Genomic DNA, 19,956 nt, shown 5'->3' with positions numbered 1-19,956 from the left:
TCCGCAAATGACGAGAAGCAATACCGCGGATAATTGTAATTTTATGGACAATCAGTTCAGGATGTATATTTCTTTTCACCCTGCAGTATCCCTCTCTCACTCCCGCTTTCTCGGCGAGCAGCACTGGCGCTCGGCGCTTTAGTCTTCTTCTCTCTGCCTGAGCTGGCGCGCTGCGCACGGCTAATTTAACGTCAGAATTTTTCCGGTTTACTTCTCTGTAAGCCGCCATGGATTATATTCTCAAGCAGGAGAAGGGATCATGTTTTATTGGATTTTATTAGCTTTAGCTATCGTTGCTGAAATTACCGGCACGTTGTCGATGAAATGGGCAAGCGTAAGCGGCGGCCATACTGGTTTTATTTTAATGCTGGTCATGATCGCGCTTTCTTATATTTTTCTGGCTTTCGCGGTGAAAAAAATCGCCCTCGGCGTGGCCTATGCCCTCTGGGAGGGGATCGGCATTTTACTGATCACTATCTTCAGCGTCCTGCTGTTTGATGAGACGCTGTCGACGATAAAAATCGCCGGCCTGGTGACCCTGGTCGCCGGGATTGTCTTGATTAAATCGGGGACGCAGAAAGCGGTGAAGCCGGGCAAGGAGAAAGCGCATGCAACAGTTTGAGTGGGTCCACGCCGCCTGGCTGGCGCTGGCGATTGCGCTGGAAATTTTGGCCAACGTTTTTCTGAAATTTTCCGACGGCTTTCGACGTAAATTCTACGGCATTATGTCGCTGGCGGCGGTCCTGGGCGCCTTTAGCGCGCTTTCGCAGGCGGTCAAAGGAATTGACCTGTCGGTGGCCTATGCGCTGTGGGGCGGTTTCGGTATCGCGGCGACCATTGCCGCCGGCTGGGTGCTGTTTGGCCAGCGGCTGAATCATAAAGGCTGGGCCGGTCTGCTTCTGCTGGTGGTCGGCATGGTGTTAATTAAACTCGCCTGATATGATGCCGCCTGTGAATGCGGGCGGTAAATTCTGCTCTCTGTATTACGCTTAAAAAAGAGCCAGTTCGGCGTATTTTGCTGCCGGCCGATATGAGGGCAGAACATGATTCATTTGCCAGGCTGGCGCAATATTCCCTCCGCCAGAACGCTGTCCATCATGATTGTCCTCGCCGGGATCGGCTTAATCGTGTCCATTGTTTCGCTCCTTTATCTCACCCAACACCTGATCGGCCTGAAAGCAAACGAAATTGATAAACATCGTTCCGTGCTATCGGTGGACGGGGCGGTGCAGACCTCGGTGAACCGCGTGCTGTCGCTGGTGATGGATAACGCTATCTGGGATGATGCGGTGCATCAGACCTATACCGATAGGCTCGATCCGCAATGGCTCTACAACTCATGGGGATCGGGTTTTAAAATCAATAATCTCTATGACGGCACTTTCGTACTCGACCAGCACTATCGGGTGCTGTGGGGATCGTTTCGCAGTGAGAGCTTTACCGAGCAGGATACCCAATTCCTCGGCAACGGTTTTCGTTCGCTTATCTCGCAGCATGCCGCCGCGCTGCGCAGCGGTAAAAGCGCTTATGCCGGCATCACGCGAACCCGCGCCGGTATTGCGTTTATTGGTATTGGCCTGATTCGCCCGACGGCAGGGCGGCTACAGGTGCATGATGATACGCGTCGCTATCTGGTGATCACCCGCCATATCAACTCGCAAATGCTTGAGCGCCTGGGCGACACGTTTCAGATTCGCAACCTGCACGTCACGCCAGGCGGCGGAGAATACAGTATTCCGCTGCGCACCCAGGCCGGGGAGATCGTGGGTTACCTGAGCTGGCAGCCGGGGCTTCCCGGCGCGGAAGCCGCGCGGGCGGCCTCCGACAGTATGCGGCTGATTGCCGCCGTGGCGGCTGGGCTGATCCTGCTGTTTATTCTCTTCAGCTACCTCGGGCTTTACAAGCTGGCGCGCGGCGAAAAGCTGGCGCGCGACAGTGCCATGACCGACTGGCTGAGCCGCCTGCCAAACCGACGGGCGCTGATCGAACGCCTTAACCAGGTGTGCGATACCTCCCAATACCAAATGCAAAGCGTGGTATTTATCGATCTCGACGGCTTTAAGGATGTTAATGATAACTACGGCCATGACGTTGGCGATGCGCTGATTATTCATATCGCTAAAGAACTTCGGGAGCGCGTTCCGCCTGAAGGGATGCTGGCGCGTATGGGCGGCGATGAGTTCGCGATGACGGTAAGCGGCGAACAGGCGGTAAATCAGGCGCTGGCTTTTGCCTGGGCGGTACTGGAACTGTTAAAAGCGCCCGTTATCCTCAACGAGCGAAAAATTTATATCAGCGCCAGTATCGGTATCGCCAGTGGCCTCCCGGCAAGCTGCTCCAGCACCGAGCTTTTTCGCCGCGCCGATATTGCCATGTACCACTCGAAAAAAACCGGCAAAGGGCGCACGACCTGGTATGACGAAGCGCTCAGCGACGCGCGGCAGTATCAGCTGAATATCGAAAATGGCATTCGTCAGGGACTGGAGAACGAAGAGTTTGATGTCTGGTATCAGCCGATCGTCAACGCCGATACGCTGGTTATGGAAGGCGTGGAAGCGCTGCTGCGCTGGCCTCGGCGTCCTCAGGGGGCGCTGCCGCCGGATGCGTTTATCGGTATCGCCGAAAGTAGCGGTTTGATCTACGCGCTTGGCCAGTTTGTGCTTGAACGCGCCTGTAGCGAACTGCAGCCACTGGACGATCTGCTGCTGTCGGTGAATATCTCCCCGGCGCAGTTCCGCGATCCGGAGTTTGAGTCGCGGGTGGTGCAGGCGCTGGGCCGCTGTCATTTCCCGGCCCGTCGGTTACAGCTCGAAGTCACGGAGAGCTACGTGCTGGAGAATCCCGAGCGGGCGAAGTCGGCCATTGAGAACTTAAGGGCGCTTGGCATCGCGGTGGCGCTCGATGATTTTGGCACCGGCTATTCCAGCATCGGCTATTTACGCAGCTTCAGCTTCGACAGTCTTAAAATCGACAAATCCCTGGCCGGGCTGGTGGATGTGGATACCCAGGCGGCGGAGCTGGTGCGCGGGACCGTCCGTATTGCCGGAGCGTTAGGCATCACGGTGGTGGCGGAGGGCGTTGAGAATCAGCAACAGCTGGCGCTGCTGCGGCGGGCGGGATGTGACAGATTGCAGGGTTTCTTCTTCAGCGAGCCGATGCCCGTCGCGTCGTTATTGCAGCTGCGCCAGCAGCAAGGCTGACCGCTTACTGGGCAGCCAGCGCTTCAAGCTTATCGCGAAAGCCGGTGACGGAGATGGCGCGGTTGTCCGCCCGCCAGCGATCTTTTGGTCCAGGCGCCGAACTCTGCACCGCAATCACCTGCCAGCCGTCGTCGGTTTTCAGCAGCAGCGGCGAGCCGCTATCCCCCGGCAGCGTATCGCACTGATGAGAGAGCACCGATGTCTGCGCCCAGCCGGTGACTACGCAATCCTGGTGGGTATAGAGATTATCCAGATGATCTTCCGGATAGCCAGACTGAGTTACTTTTCGTTCTGCGGTTTTTAGCGCGGCGGTCAGATCGGCTTTGCTGCCGCTAAAAATCGGCACCGGCGTAATGCCGGAAGGGGCGTAGCGCAGCACGATAAGGCCAAAATCCCACGGCGCCGCGGCGCTGGGAACTATCCAGCCATCGCCGTCCGCCTTAAGCCGTTTCCCCAGCGAAGGGTCTACGCGGCCTTCAATACCGTGAATTTCGTACACCCAGCCGCCTTTACGCGAGATAAAACGCAGCGCGACGGGTTTATCCGGTTTGCCTTTGGGCGGCGTGAGCAGGCAGTGCCCGGCGGTGAGCGCCAGATTGGGGGAGATAAGCGTGGCGGTACAGAGATTACCGCTGGCGGTTTCCAGTTGCCCAATCGCATCCCAGGGATCGTCCGTGGGGTTGCTGACCGGTTTTCGGTCGTCGTGACCAAAAAACAGCGTCTTAATATCTTTTGCACTCATGCCATCATCGTCGGCCTGGACCAGCGCTGGAAACAGGTAAATTGAACACAGTAATAACAGGACGTCTCTACGCATATCACTCTCTGGGGAGATAATTATGTATATTGAAAGTAGCAGCAGATTTAAGTTTATGAAAGTTAAGAATAATTTTAATTAAGCCAGGCGGCAGGCGAAATCAGCAAAAAACGCCAGTCGCTTACGGATGAATGGCGAGAATTCAATATGTTAACGCCATTTTCCTGCGGCGTTATTTCCGCAGAAAAGGGCAGCGGAAGCAACATAAATCGTGTATCCGAACGTACAACCGGCGGGGGGCGAATAAAGGATTTTCGGTTCAGCTTTTTCTCAAGGCAGTTAATGGCGAAAACGGCCAATATCACGCAAAAAAAGAGATATCTTCACAGGAAAATCGGACTTCTTTACCTGTTTATCACTTACTTTCAAAGCGAAACATTTTCTCACCGAAAACGTTGCTATTGCTATCACCTTGTTGAGCAAACAGAGATGTTATCCCGGCGATGATATCTGCAATGTCAAACACCCGATATACGGGAGGATTTATGTCTAAACAAGGTATTCGCGCATTGGTTTACGTTTCGCTGGTATCAGCAATGATTTGGGGCGCGACGGGCTATCTGCTGGTGACGGCGGTTCACGTTCTTTAATCCGCGGCCTCATCGTGGCGGAACCAGGCAGGTTTAAGCGGCGGGCTGAGCGCGCTTTGCGGCCAGCGCCGCCCGTTCCGGCGTTTGATTGATAGATAAATCCCCGGACAGGCCGCCGGTGTTCTCGTCAGCAAAATCTCCGTCCCTTACTTTTTCTCTTCCGGGCGCTAACGTTGCCGGCAATATTGCGTGAAGGTGCCGTTGCGCAGCAGGTGGCAACAAAGCGTAGCGGGGTGATAGCAGGTTTGGCGACCGCATTAAGCGACCCCAACGATATTCTCTTTTTTCCGCAGTGTATTCATATCGCCGACGGTATCGGCTGCTGTCTGGGGCTGTTGACGGCGGTGTGGGTGCGTATCGACCGGAGCGTGCTTTCGCTTGATATTCTGGCGGTTCGTCGTTGGCTAACGGCGCGTTACGTCAAACGTTTGACGACGGTCTCGGCGACAACCTGTGGCAGCAATAGGTTTAGTAAAGAAAAAAACGGCTGGCGACCAGCGCGCAGATAATCAGCAGGATCAGGATGAGCTCAAAACGATAGCGCCGCAGCATGGTGCTCTCCAGAAAAAAACGGCGCTGAAGCCAGCGCCGATATCATATCACATCGCTTAACCCGGGAGATTAAGCAGCCGGTTGTGCAGCTGGTTTAGCGGTATGATGTTTGGTGGTTTTGTGGTGTTTTTTCGCTGCCTGTGCTTTCTGAGCTACCGGTTTAGCAGCGGCTTTTTTGTGTTTCTTAGCGGCCTGAGCTTTCTGGGTGGCAGCCGGTTTAGCTTCTGCTTTTTTGTGCTTTTTAGCGGCCTGCGCTTTCTGGGTGGCAGCGGGTTTAGCGGCTGCTTTTTTGTGCTTTTTCGCAGCCTGCGCTTTCTGCTCAGCAGCTGGTTTCGCAGCGGCGGTATGGTGTTTCTTGTGGTGGGTCGCTTTAGCGGTGGTGCTGTGAGTTGCAGCAGCCGGCGCCGGAGTCGTGGTGGTGGCAGCATCGGCAGCGAAAGCAACAGAAGACAGACCCATTGCAGCGGCAACGACCAGAGCTAATACTTTTTTCATTCTGATATCCTCGAAAAGGTTTCTTGTTTCAACCCCACTGCGGGGCCGTTGAAAGAACTATATGCCTGTCTTATCGAGGTTTCCGTGAGTGTTTGGTATCGGCGTGTAACCATATGTACAACGCGCTGCTACAACGATGGGACACGGCGTCGGGCGCGGCCCGACGCCGGTGATTTACAGATAACGCGAGGTAAGGTGCTGGTGGAAATAGTCGCTGTTAAGGTCTTCTCCGGTTGCATTCTGAATCAGCTGCGAGGTGGTAAAACGGCTACCGTGCTGCCAGATATTTTGCCGCAGCCAGTCAAACAGGGCGCTGAAGTTACCGTTGGCGATATCGCTTTCCAGCTGCGGTAGCGCCCGTCTGGCGGAAGCCATCAGCTGAGCGGCGTACATCGCGCCAAGCGTGTAGGAAGGGAAATAGCCAAAACCGCCGTCGGTCCAGTGGATATCCTGCATACAGCCGTCGCGATAGTTGCCGAGGGTGGAAAGTCCCAGCCAGTGCTGCATTTTTTCATCCCACAGCGCCGGAATATCCTCGACCTCAATATCGCCATCAATCAGCGCGCGTTCAATTTCGTAGCGCAGAATAACGTGTGCCGGATAGCTCACTTCGTCAGCGTCGACGCGGATAAAGCCCGGTTTGACGCGCTGGTTCCAGGCGATGAAGTTTTCGCGGCTAAAGGCCGGCTGTTCACCAAAGTACTGGTGTACCGTTGGCAGCAGGCGCTGCAGGAAGGCGTCGCTACGGCCAAGCTGCATCTCGAAAAACAGGCTTTGCGATTCATGGATCGCCGTGGAGCGGGCGAGGGCAATGGGCTGATCGAGCCAGTTGCGCGGCAGGTTTTGTTCATAGCGCGCGTGGCCGGTTTCGTGAATGACGCCAAACAGCGCGCTGAGCAGGTCGTTTTCGTTGTAGCGCGTGGTGATACGGACGTCCTGGGGCACGCCGCCACAGAACGGGTGGGCGCTGATATCCAGGCGTCCGCCGTCAAAATCAAATCCCAGAACGCGCATCGCCTCCAGCCCCAGCTCGCGCTGGTCGGCAATCGGAAACGGCCCTTGAGGTTCGATGAGCGGCGTTTGCGCCTGCTTCTCAACCACCTTCTCCAGCAGCGAAGGAAGCCAGGATTTCAGGTCCGCGAACAGTACGTCAAGACGGGCGCTGGTCATATCGGGTTCAAAAATATCCAGCAGCGCGTCGTAGCGGGAACCGCCTTTTGCCGCAGCCCGAATCTGCGCCTCTTCGCGACTCAGTTTGACGACGTCACGCAGGTTCTCGGCAAAACCCTGCCAGTCGTTCGCCGGACGCTGGCTGCGCCAGGCGTGCTCGCAGCGGCTACCCGCCAGCGATTTCGCTTCCACCAGGCTTTCCGGCAGCAGCGCCGCCTGTTCGTACTGACGGGTCATTTCGCGCAGGTTGGCCTGTTCCACATCATTTAGCTCTTCCTGAAGCGCATTCTGCAGCCATTCACCCACTTTTTTATCGGTCAGGATCTGATGCTGCAAAACGCCAAGCTCGGCCAGCGCTTCGCCGCGGGCCGCGCTGCCGCCGGGGGGCATCATGGCGAACATATCCCAGCCGGCGATGGCGGAAAGATGCGAGAAGCGGGAGAGTCGCTGGAAGGTGCGGGTAAGCTGATGATAATTTTTATTTTCGGTCATGTTTACACTCTGACGGTGGCAAGTGAACAAAAGCTTTTTCGTGGGCCTACACTATCGCGATCCGCCGGTGGGGTCGAGGGATGCGGGCGCTTTCGACATAAATCACCCCGACGTTAATGGGAAATTGCCCACAGCGTCGGCTCGCCCGCTCGACGCAAGCATCAGCATAATGTAGTGATTAATCGATTGCGTATTTTATGTTTGGCTCGAAATAATCCAGATGTGCGTAAAAGTAGCAGACGCTTTCTCTGAACTACGGCTAAACTTAATGCAGGCACGGGCCGCCGATGCGAGGTGGATTATGAATCCGTTTACCTGGCTGTTTATAGCACTGCTTTCCGTCGATGCCGTTAGAGAACTGTTGGGAATGTCGTCGGTACTGGGGATGTGGTGAAGAGCGTGGCCCGTTTCAGGCCACGTTAATCTGCGTTATTTCAGTCGCTTGTGTAAACACGCGCCGGTGAGCAGCGCCGCCAGCAGCATCAGCGCGATAAACCCACCTACGCCGTTCCAGCCGTAGTTATGCCAGAATACGCCGCCTAACGTCCCCGCCATGCTGGAACCCAGATAGTAGCTGAATAAATAGAGCGATGACGCCTGGCCGCGGGCACGACGCGCGCGCGGGCCAATCCAGCTGCTGGCCACCGAGTGGGCCGCGAAGAAACCCGCGGAAAACAGCAGCATGCCGATAAAAATCAGCCACAGCGATGAGAACAGGGTCAGCAGCAGGCCACCGAGCATCACCGCAGTCGAGAACAGCAGCACCGGGCCGCGACCGTAGCGAACGGTCATGGCCCCGGCTTTCGGCGAACTCCAGGTACCGGTCAAATAGGCCACCGATAGCAGGCCAACGACCGCCTGGCTGAGGGACCACGGCGAAAGCATCAGGCGGTAGCCGATATAGTTAAACAGCGTCACGAATGACCCCATTAACAAGAAACCCTCAAGAAACAGCAGCGGCAGCCCGCGATCGCGCCAGTGCAGGCGGAAGTTGATCAGCAGCGATTTTGGCCGCAGCGAGGTTGGACGGAAGTGGCGCGATTCCGGCAGGATGCGCCAGAACATCAGCGCGGCCGCCAGCGCGAAGCCGCTAATGACCGCCAGCGCTATCCGCCAGCCGAAGAAATCGGTAAATACCCCCGTCAGCAGACGGCCGCTCATGCCGCCAATGGAGTTTCCGCTGATATAAAGACCCATTGAGAACGCCACCACGCTGGGGTGAATCTCTTCGCTCAGATAGGTCATGCCGACCGCCGCCACGCCGCTCAGCGACAGGCCGATCAGGGCGCGCATCATCAGGATCCCATGCCAGCTGGACATCATCGTCGACAGCAGTGAGCAGCAGGAGGCCAGCACCAGCGCGGTAACCATCACCTGTTTGCGGCCAATGGCGTCGGACAGCGGACCGGTAAACAGCAGGCCGACCGCCAGCATCGCCGTGGAAATCGACAGCGAGATACTGCTGCTGGCCGGCGAGACGCCGAATTCACTGGAAAGCACCGGGAGGATCGGCTGGACGCAATAAAGCAGCGCGAACGTCGCCAGTCCGGCAGAAAAGAGGGCGAGAGTGACGCGAATAAATTGCGGAGTACCGCGTTTGATAAACTGGTTTGGCTGAGGAGCGATGATGTCGCTGACGTCGTTTGCCGGGGCGGTGTCAACGGTAGTTGTACGACTCACGGAAAAATCCTTGCTGATATACAGAGAGTTAAGTGACCGCAATGGCCACTTATTCAGGGTATGAAAATGTAAATATTCTGTCTAATATATTAATAATCTCAAATAAGACGTTTTAAATATGAATATTGAACTGCGCCATCTGCGCTATTTTATTGCCGTGGCGGAAGAGCTCCATTTTGGCCATGCGGCGGCGCGGTTAAATATCTCTCAGCCGCCGCTTAGCCAGCAGATTCAAATCCTTGAACAGCAAATTGGCGCGCGTCTGTTTGCTCGTACTAATCGCAGCGTCAGCCTGACCGAAGCCGGAAGGCAGTTTCTCGCCGATAGCCGGCAGATCCTCTCGCAGGTCGATGATGCTGCCGCGCGCGCGGCTCGGCTTCACCACGGCGAAACCGGCGAGCTGCGCATTGGCTTTACCTCATCGGCCCCCTTTATCAAGGCGGTTTCCGACACGCTGTCGACCTTTCGCCGCCGCTATCCCGATGTGCATATTCAGACGCGGGAAACCAACACGCGCGAGCAGATTGTGCCGCTGAACGAGGGCGCGCTGGATCTGGGACTGATGCGTAATACCCAGCTGCCGGATACCCTGGCCTGGGAAAGAGTGCTGCGCGAACCGCTGCTGGCGATGGTACCCCGCGATCATCCGCTGGCCAGCCAGCCGCGCGTAAGCCTGCGGGAACTGGCGCGGGAGCCGTTCGTGTTTTTCGATCCCCATGTGGGTACCGGGCTGTATGACGACATTCTGGGCTTGATGCGCCGCTACGACCTGACGCCAGCCATCACCCAGGAGGTGGGGGAGGCAATGACGATTATCGGCCTGGTGGCCGCCGGTCTTGGCGTGTCGATTTTACCGGCGTCCTTCAGGCGGGTCCAGCTGTTGGAAATGTGCTGGCTGCCGATCGAAGAGCAGGACGCGGTGTCGGAAATGTGGCTGGTGTGGTCGAAGCATCACGAACAGGGGCAAGCGGCCCGGCGTTTTCGTGAATCGCTGCTTGCCAGCGCCACATGAGACATTTAGGACAAATAACGGCTAAAAATGTGCGGTAAATCACAAGGCTAAGCAAAAATTTGACGAGTACCGTTGAAGTGCTTCACCATAGCCATCAGTTTATTTCGAAGCGCGAAAATAAAGGGAGTCAACGGTGGTAGCGGACAGTCAGCCAGGCCATATCGATCAAATTAAGCAGACCAACGCGGGCGCGGTTTATCGCCTGATTGATCAGCTTGGCCCGGTGTCGCGCATCGACCTCTCGCGCTTCGCGCAGCTGGCCCCTGCCAGCATCACCAAAATCGTCCGCGAAATGCTGGAAGCGCATCTGGTCCAGGAGACGGAGATCCAGGAGCCAGGGAGCCGGGGAAGGCCTGCCGTTGGCTTGATGGTGGAAACCGAAGCCTGGCACTACCTCTCTATCCGCATCAGCCGCGGCGAGATCCACCTCGCGCTACGGGATTTAAGCAGCGCGCTGGTGGTGGAAGAGCAGCTGGAACTGGCGTTACAGCACGTTCAGCCCTTCGCGAGCCGGCTGCTCGATCAGGTTGACCAGTTCTTTATTCGTCACCAAAAGAAGCTGGAGCGTTTAACCGCCATCGCCGTCACCATGCCGGGGATCATCGATACCGAGCACGGAATCATCCACCGGATGCCGTTTTATGAAGACGTTAAAGACATGCCGCTGGGCGAAATCTTAGCCAATCATACCGGCGTATCGGTTTACATTCAGCACGATATCAGCGCCTGGACCATGGCCGAATCGCTGTTTGGCGCCTCCCGGGGAGCGCGAGATGTGATTCAGGTGGTGATCGACCATAACGTTGGCGCGGGCGTGATCACCGACGGTCGTCTGCTGCACGCGGGCAGCAGCAGTCTGGTCGAAATCGGCCACACCCAGGTCGATCCGTATGGTAAACGCTGCTATTGCGGTAACCATGGCTGTCTGGAAACCATTGCCAGCGTGGAGAGTGTGCTGGAACTGGCGCAGATCCGCATGGCGAAATCGATGAGCTCAATGCTGCATCAGCAGCCGCTGAGCGTTGAATGGCTATGTCAGGCCGCGCTGCAGGGGGATTTACTGGCGCGGGACATTATCAGCGGCGTCGGGAACCACGTTGGACGGATTCTGGCGATTATGGTTAACCTCTTTAACCCGCAGAAAATCCTTATCGGCTCTCCCTTCAATCTCGCCGCGGATATCCTGTTTCCGGCAATATCTGATTGTATTCGACAACAATCGTTACCAGCCTATAGCCGACATATTGCCGTGGAAAGCACCCAGTTTTCTAACCGGGGAACGATGGCTGGCGCGGCCCTGGTAAAGGATGCCCTCTATAACGGATCGCTGCTGATACGACTGTTACAGGGTTAACATTTTTTCATATTCACACCAAAAATTGCGCTATCTCAAGCTGGCTTCCGGCAGCATCGCGTAGACTTTTTCCACAGTTGATTATTTCTCTCCCGTATATTTCATCAACATAACTGTGGGGTTAGTGATGTTTAAGCGTTTCTTCATAACAGGTACTGACACCGCTGTCGGCAAGACGGTGGTTTCCCGTGCGCTGTTGCAGGCACTGGCTGCCAGCGGCAAAAGCGTCGCCGGGTACAAGCCTGTGGCGAAGGGCAGTAAAGAGACGCCGGACGGACTGCGGAACAAAGATGCGCTGGTCTTACAGAGCGTGTCATCGCTGGTGTTACCGTATGAAGCTGTCAATCCCATCGCGTTAAGCGAAGATGAAAGCAGCGTGGCGCACAGTTGCCCGATCAACTACGGACTGCTGTCGGATGGTCTCCAGCGCCTCAGCGGCCAGGTTGAACATGTGGTGGTTGAAGGTACCGGCGGCTGGCGCAGCCTGATGAACGACCTGCGTCCGCTTTCGGAATGGGTGGTGCAGGAACAGCTGCCGGTGTTAATGGTCGTCGGCATTCAGGAAGGCTGTATCAATCATGCTCTGCTGACCGCGCAGGCGATTGCCAACGACGGCCTGCCGCTGATCGGCTGGGTGGCCAACCGGATTAACCCAGGCCTGGCGCATTATGCTGAAATCATCGAGGTGCTGAGCAAAAAGCTGCCGGCGCCGCTGATCGGTGAACTGCCTTACTTACCGCGCGCGGAGCAGCGTGAACTGAGCCAGTATATCGACTTATCGATACTCGGCGAGGTGATGGCGGTAGATAGAATCCCGGCGTAACGTCCGCGACAGCACCGACGCCAGTACGCTGGCAATCAGTAAACCGGGCAGTAAAACGTATTGTCCGGTCATTTCACAAATCATCAGCGTGGACATAATCGGCGCGTGGGTGGTGGCTGCCAGAAACGCCGCCATGCCGGTTAAGCCAACCACTATCGCGATAGCCTGGTAATCAGGTAGCCACAGCCCGGTCAGGCTGGCGAACAGCATGCCGATCCCCAGCCCAACAAACAGCGTTGGGGTAAAAACGCCGCCCGGCGCGCCGGAACCGCTGCTGGCCAGCACGGCGAGCAGCTTGCAGACAAACACCACAATCATGGCGCTGAAGAGCGGCGGCGAAAGAAGATAGCTTTGCACAACGCTATAGCCATTTCCCCAGACGGCCGGCGCGAGCAGCGACAGCAGACCGACGATAAGGCCGCCCAGCGCCAGCTGCCACGGGGGCGACAGGTGCAGCCGGACAAAGCACCGGTGGCTATAGCTCATCAGCCAGATAAACAGCGGCCCGCAAAGCCCGGCCAGCAGCGCCGTCGCCAGCATCAGCGCATAGTGCGTCGCGCTCAGGGTTTCGTGGAATTCAACGTGATACAGCGGAGCCGAATCGCCGTTCAGCAGATTGGTCAGCAGCAGGGCCACCACCGCGGCAATCACCACCGGGCCAAGCGACGCCAGCATCAGGGTACCGAATAAGATCTCGGCGATAAACAGGCTCCCGGCCAGCGGAGCGTGGTAAGCGCTGGCCATCCCGGCGGCGGCGCCGCAGGCTACCCATAGCTTCCACTCTTCTTTTGGCGTAAAGCGGCGGGCGAACAGCGACGCGGCCAGCGCCGCCAGCAGGATCATCGCCCCCTCGCGACCGATGGCGCTGCCGGTCGTCACCACCAGCAGAGAGGCCAGCGATTTTACCAGGCTGGCTGGCGTATCAAACACGCCGTCGCCGGTCTCGAGCGCTTCCATATAGTCGGTTGGCGCACGGGGCCGCGCAAGGGTGCGGCGCTGCCAGAGCCAGAGCAGGGCACCAGCCGCAAGGCCGCCAAGCGCGGGCGTCAGCAACCGACGCCATGGTGGCAACGACTCGGCGGCGTTCACCAGGCTTCCGCTGTCATTGCTCAGAAACAGGCTTTCCAGACCGGTCATCGCATGGCGAAACAGGGCAACCGCGAGCGCGGCGAGGACGCCGACCAGCATGGCGATAACCATGCGGCGAAACATAACCTGAACATCAGGATAAGCGTGAAGACGATGCATCAGCGAATTCGGTTAACGGGAAATGGGGCTTATTTTTACCGGGAATAAGCATAGACGCAAAAGCGATAAGTGCGAAAGAGGCTAAAGGTGACGTTGTCACGAAATGCGTTATGCCCGGCGGGCGGGCATAACGTCAGGGCATTAGCGGTAGAGCGGCTTATCCGCGACCGCGCAGGGCAGCCGCGCCTGCCATCGCGTCAGCGTTTCTTGCGCCAGCTGACCAAGAGCCTGATAAAAAGGGTTTCCCGCCCCGGCAATAAACACGCTCAGAAAACGGCCCGACCACGGGAGAAGATGCCAGGCCAGAAGCTGGTTAAATGCCTCATCCTGACCGGATTCACAAAGCCAGGCCGCCAGCAGCAGCAGCGTACCGAAGTGGTCTTCCGGTTCAGCGCGTTGCTCAGACAAACCGATGCCGTTAGCCCGCATCCACTCGCGCAGCGCCAGCGTAGAGTCGCCAAACAGCACGCTTTCTTTATCCAGCCAGACGGAGCCCCACGGCGGCGCAGGCAGCGCCCACGGGCCGATGAACAGCCGCTGCCAGGCGTCCGCCAGCGGTTCATCGTCTTCGAGAGCGAACTGCGCCGCCAGGCCGTTCGCGACCGGCCAGGGCCACTGACTTTGCCAGCTGCCGTCGCGCAGGGCGGCAACCAGCGGAGTAGCCTGCTCGCTGCCCGGAGCATAAGAGAACAACGCCCCCAGCGTACGGGCGCTGAGTGCGACGGCATCGCGGTCTTGCGATTGCATCATATCTATTCCTTACTGCAGAGGGTACCGCGGCACCCATTCATTAACCGGCAATCGCCGTACCGACGGTCATATGTAGGCCATAAAACAGGCCTCGACCGATAAACTCGCCGAGTAATACCAGTATCAGTCCGAGCAGCAGGCTGGCGATGCGCGGGTTTTTCTTTCTTGCCAGCGGGCAGATCCAGCAGCCAAGGCCCAGCGTCAAAAATGCTAAACGCAGGATTTGTAGCCAGCCGTAGTTTGGCAGCAGGGCGCTGGCCTGCTGCACGGAACTGCGGATCTCCGCCAGTTCGCTGTTCTGCAAAATGACCACGGCCAGGCTTGCCAGCAGCGCGAGGACGCTCATCGACGCGAAGACCGTGCCGTTAAAAGGCACGTTGGCTACCCGCAGCAACAGGGCGGCGAAAAGCGGCCCGCACAGCACCATCGTCAGGAAGAAGGCGGCGGTGGTGTAGGCATTATACCAGGTCGGCACGGTATTAATTTGATAGACCAGGGTCATCTCGAGGACGAACAGGCAGCCGAGCAGCATGGTGAGCAGAAGCCAGGCCTTGGCCAGGATTGCCGGCATTTTGCCGAGAAACGTCAGCAGCCACCAGACTCCTCCGACGGCGAAAAACAGCGCGCCGCTGGCGATTTCATTACTTAACGCCGATGCGCCGACCCGGGTAAGAGAGTTAAATGCCCGCAGCGGCGAGCCGAGGTGGATAATCGACGCCAGAAAGCCAATCCCCATGACCAGCCAGATAAAAAACATGCAGCGCACCAGGCGCTGCCGGGCTTCGGAGTTATTATTCAGCGAAAGCCAGCCGAGCCCGCTGACGATAATCGCCCCTGCGACGCTTTGCCCCAGCACCGTAAACAGCACCAGCGGCCATTCATGCCATCCATTTCCCATTTTACACCTCCTTCGGATTGGCCAGATAGCCGGTGGTATCGCCGCACGGACGCGCGTTGGCGTTCGGTTTGATCGCGATACTCGGCCTGGTGAAGTGCGCAGAAGGCAGCGGGGCGACGGCGGCAAGCTGACCGTGCTTTTCACGCAGTTCTTCGATGGGGCCAAAGTCGAGCGCCCGCAGCGGGCAGGACTCGACGCAAATCGGCTTTTTACCCTCGGCGACCCGGTCATAGCAGCCGTCGCATTTGGTCATATGGCCCTTTGCCGCGTTGTACTGCGGCGCGCCGTACGGGCAGGCCATGTGGCAGTAACGACAGCCGATGCACACCGCTTCATTCACCACCACAAAGCCGTCATCGCGCTTGTGCATGGCGCCGCTGGGGCACACTTTTGTGCAGGCCGGGTCTTCGCAGTGGTTGCAGGCGATGGACAGGTAATAGGCGAAGACGTTTTGCTGCCACACGCCGTTGTCCTCCTGCCAGTCGCCGCCCGCGTATTCGTAGATGCGGCGAAAGCGCACGTCAGGCGTGAGGTTTTTATAATCCTTGCAGGCCAGCTCGCAGGTTTTACAGCCGGTGCAGCGGGCGGAATCGATAAAAAATCCATACTGAGCGCTCATGGTTTACTCCTTAAACCTTCTCGATTTCGACCAGATTGGTGTGCTGCGGATTGCCTTTAGCCAGCGGCGAAGGGCGGTGCGTCGTCAGCGTATTAATACAGGATCCGCGATCGATACGATCGCCATTCATGTTGGCGTCATGCCAGGCGCCCTGGCCCATTGCCGACACGCCGGGCATGATGCGCGGGGTCACCTTAGCCGGAATGCGCAGCTCGCCGCGGGCGTTGAATACGCGCACCATATCGCCGTTCTTAATCCCGCGCTTTTCGGCGTCCAGCGGATTTAGCCACACCTCCTGACGACAGGCCGCCTGCAGGACATCCACATTGCCGTAGCTGGAGTGGGTACGCGCTTTATAGTGGAAGCCGAACATTTGCAGCGGGAATTTCTCGCGCAGAGGATCGTCCCAGCCTTCGAAAGTAGAAGCATATACCGGTAATGGACTGATGGTTTCGTCTTTTTCCAGCTGCCATTTGGCGGCGATATCCGCCAGACGGCTGGAGTAGATCTCGATTTTACCCGACGGGGTTTTTAGCGGGTTGGCGACCGGGTCTTTGCGGAAGTCGCGGTAGGCCACAAAGTGTCCGTTGGGGTCTTTACGCTTGTAAATCCCCATCTTTTTCAGTTCATCGTAGCTCGGGAGCGCCGGGTCTTTCGCCAGCATTTTCGCGTACAAATGCTGCAGCCACTGCTCCTGGGTACGGCCTTCGGTAAACTTCTGGTGGACATCCTCGCCAAGCCGTTTTGCCACTTCGCTGAGGATCCAGTAGATAGGTTTGCGCTCGAATTTAGCGGAGGTGACCGGCTGAATAAAGATGAGATAGCCCATATTGCCGGCGTAGTCGTTGGGAATAATGTCTTCCTGCTCGACGGTCATCAGATCCGGCAGCAGGATATCGGCGTATTTGGCCGAGGAGGTCATAAAGTTTTCGATAACCACGATCGTCTCGCACTTGCTTTCGTCCTGCAGGATCTCGTGGGTCTTATTGATATCGGAGTGCTGGTTAATGATGGTATTGCCGGCGTAGTTCCAGATGAATTTAATCGGTACGTCCAGCTTCTCTTTGCCACGCACGCCGTCGCGGGTGGCGGTCATTTCCGCGCCGCGATCGATGGCGTCGGTCCAGCTAAAGCAGGAGATCTGGGTTTTCACCGGGTTTTCCGGCAGCGGCATGCGTTCGATGGTGATAGTGTAAGTTGACTCGCGAGCGCCGCTGTTGCCGCCGTTGATGCCGACGTTGCCGGTCAAAATAGGCAGCATGGCGATCGCCCGGGAGGTCAGTTCGCCGTTAGCCTGGCGCTGCGGACCCCATCCCTGGCAAATGTAAGCCGGCCTGGTGCTGCCGATTTCCCTGGCCAGCTTGATGATGCGGTCGACGGGAATGCCGGTGATCCGCGAGGCCCATTGCGGCGTTTTCGCCACGCCGTCATCGCCCTGTCCGAGAATATACGCTTTGTAATGCCCGTTCTTCGGGGCATCTGCCGGCAGCGTTTTTTCATCGTAGCCGACGCAGTACGTATCGAGGAACGCCTGATCGACCAGATTTTCATTAATCAGCACCTAGGCGATGCCCGCCACCAGCGCGGCGTCGGTGCCGGGGCGAATCGGGATCCACTCATCCTCCCGCCCGGCGGCGGTGTCCGTGTAGCGCGGGTCTATAACGATCATTCGCGCGTTAGAGCGCTCTCGCGCCTGTTCTAAATAGTAAGTGATCCCGCCGCCGCTCATGCGGGTTTCCGCCGGGTTATTGCCGAACATCACCACCAGCTTGCTGTTTTCGATATCGGAGGTGCTGTTGCCGTCGTTGCTGCCGTAGGTATAGGGCATCGCGCAGGAAATCTGCGCGGTACTGTAGGTACCGTAGTGGCTTAAAAAACCGCCGTAGCAGTTCATCAGACGCGCGACCAGCGAGGCGTAAGGGGAGGAGCGGGTGATATTGCCGCCGACAATCCCGGAGGAGTAGTTAATATAAACCGCTTCGTTGCCATACTCTTTGACGATGCGTTTGAGATTGTCGGCGATCGTATCCAGCGCCTCCTCCCAGCTAATGCGGACAAACTTGCCTTCGCCGCGTTTGCCGACGCGCTTCATGGGATAGTTAAGGCGGTCGGGATGATTAATGCGGCGGCGGATGGATCGGCCGCGCAGGCAGGCGCGCACCTGATGATCGCCATAAATATCCGCGCCGGTATTGTCGGTTTCGACCCAGACGACTTCATCGTCACGCACGTGTGAACGCAGGGCGCAGCGGCTGCCGCAGTTGACCGAACAGGCGCCCCAGACGATACGCTCCTCGCCGTGAGCGGCGTCTTGCACCGCGGCAGCGGCGTGACTCAGGCTGAAAGGCAGCGATAAACCGCCGGCGGCGAGAGCCAGCGAGCCAAGGGCGGTTGATTTGATTAGCGTTCGACGGGTAAGGCCGTCGGTATGTTCCTGGTTAGACATTGCTCACTCCATGATTTTGTTATAATGGCGTAATGCCAACGCCTTCGTAAGGTCGGCGTGGAGAGTGAGGAATGATACTTAAAATGGAGTAGAGAGATCTTATCCCTGGTCAACCGAGGGATAAGACTTCTCCAGACATTCGGCGAGGTTACTGCGCACCGCTGTCGCGGGTATAGATGATTTTAAAGGTGTCGTTGGCGCAGTGGCCGACAACCTGTGCGCCGGGCTGATCGGGCTGGTCGTTCGGGACTATCGTCAGGCTGAAGCCCGATTCCGGGACGCCGTTGTTGATGATTTTTTGCTGAATATCGTTTTTTACCCGCTCGCAGGAATCCGGCGCCGCGAAAGCAGCGGTCGAACCCAGAAGCAGAGCCGCACATAGCCAGGGTGATAGTTTCATCATAAACTCCTTATTAACGTTATCCAGACTTAAGCATAGCAGAAGTGGTGTAAACAATTGTATTTGCTAATATGATTGAACTATGCACAAAAGGAATCGCGCGTGAAAAAACGGTTGTTGCTGTTACTGGCTGTCGGGGCGCTTAGCGCCTGCGATGAAAAGGGCGCGCCGCAGGCCTTCACCCCGGAAATGGCCAGCTTTTCTAACGAATTTGAGTTCGATCCGCTGCGCGGGCCGGTGAAAGCGTTTAGCCAGACGCTGTATGACGAACACGATCAGGTGGTGAAGTGGGTTAAAGGGCGTTTATCCAGCGAAGGGTGTTTTGACCTGCTGGCATTTGAGGATCGGGAGAATAAAACCGGCGCGGCGTTGGTGCTGGACGCTAACTACTACCTGGATGCGCAAAGCCACGAAAAGCGCCTGCGTTTACAAGGCAAATGTCAGCTGGCGGAAATGCCCTCGGCGGGGGTCTCCTGGGAAACCGATGATAACGGGTTTGTCGTCACCGCTCGCGGCAAGGAGAGTACAGCGACGTACCGCTACGATAGAGAAGGCTATCCGCTGGGCAAAACCACCATAGCCAAAGGTGAACAATTTACGGTGGCCTCAACGCCGTCATCCGATCCGCGCAAAAAAATGGACTACACCGCAGTGAGCACCTTCAATGACCGCGCGCTGGGCAACGTAAGCCAGACCTGCGATTACGACAGTCACGACAACCCGGTAAGCTGCGAGCTTAAGGTTGTCGACGACAGCGTGCAGCCTGCGTTAACCCGCCACTACACCATCAAAAGCACTATTGACTATTACTGAGCCGTCGGTTTCAGCAGCGTCTGGCCCTGCGGTTTATGCTCGGCCAGATACTGGTGCTGGAACAGGCACATGCGGATGGTATTGCGGTATTCGCCGTTAATAAAGAATTCATGAATCAGCTCGCCTTCCACCATAAATCCGAGCTTGCGGTAGATGTGGATCGCTTTTTCATTTTCTTTATCGACGATGAGGTAGAGCTTATACAGGTTGAGCACCATAAAGCCGTAGTCCATCGCGAGCTTAGCGGCGCGGGTGGCCAGACCTTTTCCCTGATAATCGGGAGAGATAATGATCTGAAACTCGGCGCGGCGGTGCACGTGGTTGATTTCAACCAGCTCAACCAGTCCGGCCTTTTCGCCGTCGCATTCAATGACAAAGCGGCGTTCGCTCTGATCGTGAATGTGTTTGTCGTACAGGTCGGAAAGCTCAACAAAGGCTTCATAGGGCTCTTCAAACCAGTAGCGCATAACGCTGGCGTTGTTGTCGAGCTGGTGGACAAAGCGAAGATCTTCGCGCTCAAGCGGGCGGAGTTTGACGTGATAAGCGTCAGTCATGGGAGTACCTGTGTGTTATAGCGAAGTTTTGGTGATTGTGGCG

The 19,956-nt window shown here is 57.1% G+C and carries 19 protein-coding genes and 1 pseudogene; 9 read left to right on the top strand and 11 right to left on the bottom strand.

The window, feature by feature from the left end:
- Positions 1-259 precede the first annotated feature (259 nt).
- The 3 genes from mdtJ to BJF97_RS15790 all read left to right on the top strand — a co-directional run bounded on the left by mdtJ (position 260) and on the right by BJF97_RS15790 (position 3,200).
- Positions 260-622 (top strand): multidrug/spermidine efflux SMR transporter subunit MdtJ, encoded by a 363-nt coding sequence (gene mdtJ / locus BJF97_RS15800; protein ID WP_004851286.1) that lies wholly within the window; start codon positions 260-262, stop codon positions 620-622.
- Positions 609-938, top strand: a complete 330-nt coding sequence (mdtI, locus tag BJF97_RS15795) for a multidrug/spermidine efflux SMR transporter subunit MdtI (RefSeq protein WP_004851284.1) — start codon at positions 609-611, stop codon at positions 936-938. The genes mdtJ and mdtI overlap by 14 nt, the downstream gene beginning before the upstream one ends.
- A 105-nt stretch (positions 939-1,043) precedes the next feature.
- Positions 1,044-3,200, top strand: coding sequence for a putative bifunctional diguanylate cyclase/phosphodiesterase (locus BJF97_RS15790; protein WP_014229540.1), 2,157 nt, complete (start codon positions 1,044-1,046; stop codon positions 3,198-3,200).
- A 4-nt stretch (positions 3,201-3,204) separates the two neighbouring features.
- Here the strand turns inward: BJF97_RS15790 and BJF97_RS15785 are convergent, their stop codons facing one another.
- Positions 3,205-4,017 carry a trypsin-like serine peptidase gene (locus BJF97_RS15785; RefSeq protein WP_032694464.1) on the bottom strand — a complete coding sequence of 271 codons (813 nt, stop codon included), beginning with the start codon at positions 4,015-4,017 and terminating at the stop codon, positions 3,205-3,207.
- 763 nt (positions 4,018-4,780) lie between these two features.
- Between BJF97_RS15785 and BJF97_RS32660 the strand changes: the two genes are divergently transcribed.
- Positions 4,781-5,116 carry a hypothetical protein gene (locus BJF97_RS32660; RefSeq protein WP_223240654.1) on the top strand — a complete coding sequence of 112 codons (336 nt, stop codon included), beginning with the start codon at positions 4,781-4,783 and terminating at the stop codon, positions 5,114-5,116.
- 112 nt (positions 5,117-5,228) lie between these two features.
- Here the strand turns inward: BJF97_RS32660 and asr are convergent, their stop codons facing one another.
- Both asr and BJF97_RS15775 read right to left on the bottom strand, forming a co-directional pair.
- Complete coding sequence (gene asr, locus BJF97_RS32655; RefSeq protein ID WP_009654716.1) at positions 5,229-5,654, bottom strand: acid resistance repetitive basic protein Asr; 426 nt, start codon at positions 5,652-5,654, stop codon at positions 5,229-5,231.
- A 174-nt stretch (positions 5,655-5,828) separates the two neighbouring features.
- The gene (locus tag BJF97_RS15775; protein WP_032694465.1) at positions 5,829-7,316 is read right to left on the bottom strand and encodes a carboxypeptidase M32; all 1,488 of its coding nucleotides are present in this window, start codon (positions 7,314-7,316) and stop codon (positions 5,829-5,831) included.
- 301 nt (positions 7,317-7,617) lie between these two features.
- On the opposite strand from BJF97_RS15775, the gene BJF97_RS34920 reads away from it, so the two are divergent.
- Positions 7,618-7,710 (top strand): KPN_01571 family protein, encoded by a 93-nt coding sequence (locus tag BJF97_RS34920; protein WP_004851273.1) that lies wholly within the window; start codon positions 7,618-7,620, stop codon positions 7,708-7,710.
- A 35-nt stretch (positions 7,711-7,745) separates the two neighbouring features.
- Here the strand turns inward: BJF97_RS34920 and BJF97_RS15770 are convergent, their stop codons facing one another.
- On the bottom strand, positions 7,746-8,996 hold the full coding sequence (locus tag BJF97_RS15770) for an MFS transporter (RefSeq protein ID WP_014229535.1): 1,251 nt from the start codon (positions 8,994-8,996) through the stop codon (positions 7,746-7,748).
- Positions 8,997-9,114: 118 nt separating this feature from the next.
- On the opposite strand from BJF97_RS15770, the gene BJF97_RS15765 reads away from it, so the two are divergent.
- The 3 genes from BJF97_RS15765 (at position 9,115) to bioD (ending at position 12,185) form a co-directional block, all read left to right on the top strand.
- Complete coding sequence (locus BJF97_RS15765; protein ID WP_014229534.1) at positions 9,115-10,008, top strand: LysR family transcriptional regulator; 894 nt, start codon at positions 9,115-9,117, stop codon at positions 10,006-10,008.
- Between the two features lie 133 nt (positions 10,009-10,141).
- A complete protein-coding gene (mlc, locus tag BJF97_RS15760) occupies positions 10,142-11,362 on the top strand; it encodes a sugar metabolism global transcriptional regulator Mlc (protein ID WP_014229533.1) in 1,221 nt (406 codons plus the stop codon).
- Between the two features lie 127 nt (positions 11,363-11,489).
- Positions 11,490-12,185 carry a dethiobiotin synthase gene (gene bioD / locus BJF97_RS15755; protein ID WP_004851267.1) on the top strand — a complete coding sequence of 232 codons (696 nt, stop codon included), beginning with the start codon at positions 11,490-11,492 and terminating at the stop codon, positions 12,183-12,185.
- On the opposite strand, the gene clcB is transcribed toward bioD, so the two are convergent.
- The 6 genes and pseudogenes from clcB to BJF97_RS15725 form a co-directional block, all read right to left on the bottom strand.
- A complete protein-coding gene (clcB, locus tag BJF97_RS15750; protein ID WP_046876603.1) occupies positions 12,138-13,433 on the bottom strand; it encodes a voltage-gated ClC-type chloride channel ClcB in 1,296 nt (431 codons plus the stop codon). The genes bioD and clcB overlap by 48 nt on opposite strands.
- A gap of 141 nt (positions 13,434-13,574) precedes the next feature.
- Positions 13,575-14,183 carry a Tat proofreading chaperone DmsD gene (gene dmsD, locus BJF97_RS15745; RefSeq protein ID WP_014838620.1) on the bottom strand — a complete coding sequence of 203 codons (609 nt, stop codon included), beginning with the start codon at positions 14,181-14,183 and terminating at the stop codon, positions 13,575-13,577.
- Between the two features lie 40 nt (positions 14,184-14,223).
- Entirely contained in the window at positions 14,224-15,081 is an 858-nt protein-coding gene (locus BJF97_RS15740; protein WP_014229530.1) for a DmsC/YnfH family molybdoenzyme membrane anchor subunit, read from the bottom strand.
- A gap of 1 nt (position 15,082) precedes the next feature.
- Complete coding sequence (locus tag BJF97_RS15735) at positions 15,083-15,700, bottom strand: DMSO/selenate family reductase complex B subunit (protein WP_032694466.1); 618 nt, start codon at positions 15,698-15,700, stop codon at positions 15,083-15,085.
- A gap of 10 nt (positions 15,701-15,710) precedes the next feature.
- Positions 15,711-18,146, bottom strand: a pseudogene (gene ynfE / locus BJF97_RS15730) (selenate/tellurate reductase subunit YnfE).
- 148 nt (positions 18,147-18,294) lie between these two features.
- Positions 18,295-18,546: a DUF1161 domain-containing protein gene (locus BJF97_RS15725; protein WP_032694467.1), complete on the bottom strand. Its 252-nt coding sequence runs from the start codon at positions 18,544-18,546 to the stop codon at positions 18,295-18,297.
- 102 nt (positions 18,547-18,648) lie between these two features.
- Between BJF97_RS15725 and BJF97_RS15720 the strand changes: the two genes are divergently transcribed.
- Positions 18,649-19,359, top strand: coding sequence for a YnfC family lipoprotein (locus BJF97_RS15720; protein ID WP_014229527.1), 711 nt, complete (start codon positions 18,649-18,651; stop codon positions 19,357-19,359).
- Here BJF97_RS15720 and speG read toward each other — a convergent pair.
- On the bottom strand, positions 19,353-19,913 hold the full coding sequence (speG, locus tag BJF97_RS15715; protein WP_004102449.1) for a spermidine N1-acetyltransferase: 561 nt from the start codon (positions 19,911-19,913) through the stop codon (positions 19,353-19,355). The two genes, BJF97_RS15720 and speG, sit on opposite strands and share 7 nt — an antisense overlap.
- Positions 19,914-19,956 lie beyond the last annotated feature (43 nt).

Source organism: Klebsiella sp. LTGPAF-6F, assembly GCF_001753185.1.
Lineage (GTDB): Bacteria > Pseudomonadota > Gammaproteobacteria > Enterobacterales > Enterobacteriaceae > Klebsiella > Klebsiella michiganensis.
This window is presented reverse-complemented; position numbering and strand designations above follow the sequence as displayed.